Genomic DNA, 2126 nt, shown 5'->3' on the forward strand with positions numbered 1-2126 from the left:
GGTGGATGATCATGACCCCACCCGGGCGGGCCGAGGTGAGCTCCGAACCGGCGGCGGGGGGGGGCCCCCCGGCCGGGGGGGGGGGCCCCCACCGGCGTCAGAAGACGCGTTCGTCGAGGAACTCGTTGCGGAAGCGGTGCTGCGGGTCCCAGCGCTCGGCCAGCGCGCGGAAGTCGGCGAGCCGCGGGTAGCGCTCGGCGAGCACGTCGGCGCCCATCGCCCACACCTTCCCCCAGTGCGGCCGGGCGCCGAACGGGGCGAGCGCGGCTTCGAGAGCGGGCAGTGCGGCCGCCACCCCGGCCTGGTCGCGGCGCCAGGTGAAGTGGATCGCCAGCGAATCCCGCCGCCACGCCGGGCTGAGCCACAGCTCGTCGGCGGCCACCGAGCGCAGCTCGGCGACCAGCAGCACCGGTGCGAACGCGGGCGCGGCCCGCTGCAGCGCCTCGACGGCGGCGGCCGCGTGCCGCGCGTCCACCAGGTACTCGCTCTGGATCTCCGCGCCGCTGCTGGGGGTCCGTCCCGCCTGGAAGTGCGGGAGCCGTTCGTGCGACGGGCCGGGTGCGGCCTGGACGGTGACGTTCTCGGTCGGCCCGCCCGCCATCGGGTGCCGCGGCCCGTCCACGCGCCGCGAGCCGAGGCGGGCGAACAGCTCGGTGTCGTGCCCGCCCCGCTCCTTCACCACCACCTGCCGGACGCCGGAGCCGTCGAAGTCGGTGAACAGGCTGACGCTGTAGCCGGAGCCGAGCAGCGCGGCCAGTTCGGCAGCGGCCACCGGCCACCGCAGTCCCGCGTAGACGTGCTGGGTGACCTCGAACGCCGGCTCCACCGCCAGCTCGATCCGGGTGATCACGCCGAGCGCGCCGAGCCCCACGACGGCCCCGGTGAAGTCGGCGTCGCCGTCGCGCAGCACCCGGACCTCGCCGTCGGCGGTGAGGAACTCCAGCGCCCGCACCGCGGAACCGAGCCCGCGGGTGCGGCTGCCGGAGCCGTGCGTGCCGGTGGAGATCGCGCCCGCCACCGACAGGTCCAGCAGCGATGCCAGGTTCGCCAGGGCGAGCCCGTGCTCGTGCAGCACCCGGGTGAGCTCCGCGTAGTGCACCGGGCCGGAGATCGCGACGCTCCCGGCGGGGTCCACCTCGATCTCGGCGGGCAGCGCCGCCAGCGACACCTGCACGTCGGCGCTGTCGGCGATGCCGGTGAAGGTGTGCCCGGTGCCGAGCACCCGGACGCGGTCGGCGCCGGTGACGACCTCGGCGAGCTCGTCGAGGCTCCGCGGCCGGGCGAAGCGGGGCGCCCGGTAGGTGACGTTGCCGGACCAGTTGGTGCGGGGCGTGCTCATCCCCGCGCGCCCATCAGGTGTTCGGTGGCCAGCTGCTGCAGCCACACGAAGCCGTAGCCGCGGCCGTCGTAGTGGGCGGCGCTGTCGAAGTCCTCGAACGCGGTGCGGTCGGCCAGCAGCGCGGCGGCCCCTTCGCCGTCGGCGAGCGTCGGCACGGCCAGCTCAGGCACCTTCGAGGCGGCCAGCGCCTCCTGCACCTCGGGGTCGGCGCGGAACGCGGCCGCGCGCTCCGCGAGCAGCAGGTAGTTGGCCATGTTGGCGCGCACCGAGTCCCACACGCCCGCGTCGTCCTCGGTGCGGGCTGGTTTGAAGTCGAAGTGCCGCGGCCCGTCGTAGGCGGGTGTCCCGCCGGGACCGCCGTGTTCCAGCAGGTCCACCAGCGCGAACGCGTTGTGCAGGTCGCCGTGCCCGAACACGAGGTCCTGGTCGTACTTGATGCCGCGCTGCCCGTTCAGGTCCAGGTGGAACAGCTTGCCGTGGTAGAGCGCCTGCGCGACCCCGGCGGCGTAGTTGAGCCCGGCCATCTGCTCGTGCCCGACCTCCGGGTTGACGCCGAACAGCTCGGGGCGCTCCAGCGAGTCGATGAACGCGAGGGCGTGCCCCAGGGTGGGCAGCAGGATGTCACCGCGCGGCTCGTTCGGTTTCGGTTCGAGGGCGAAGCGCAGGTCGTAGCCGCGTTCGGTGACGTGCTCGGCGAGCAGGTCGGCGGCGTCCCGGTAGCGGGCGAGCGCCTGCTGCACGTCCTTGGCCGCGTCGTGCTCGGTGCCCGCACCTTCGTGATGTGGGG

The 2126-nt window shown here is 74.6% G+C and carries 1 protein-coding gene and 1 pseudogene; both read right to left on the reverse strand.

The genetic code is table 11. From position 1 onward, the window contains the following. Window positions 1–97: 97 nt before the first annotated feature. Complete coding sequence (locus tag LCD31_RS23220) at window positions 98–1339, reverse strand: FAD-binding protein (protein ID WP_224961225.1); 1242 nt, start codon at window positions 1337–1339, stop codon at window positions 98–100. Next, window positions 1336–2126 (reverse strand): annotated as a pseudogene (locus tag LCD31_RS23225) (TIM barrel protein); the annotation flags it as partial. The pseudogene LCD31_RS23225 and the gene LCD31_RS23220, both read right to left, overlap by 4 nt.

Origin of the sequence: Saccharopolyspora sp. 6M (assembly GCF_020176775.1) — a bacterium.
Taxonomy (GTDB): Bacteria; Actinomycetota; Actinomycetes; order Mycobacteriales; family Pseudonocardiaceae; genus Saccharopolyspora_C; species Saccharopolyspora_C gregorii.

Bases quoted from the DNA above. Each gene is read 5' to 3' on its own strand.
- LCD31_RS23220 (WP_224961225.1), bottom strand. From the start codon at position 1,339: ATGAGCACGCCCCGCACCAACTGGTCCGGCAACGTCACCTACCGGGCG.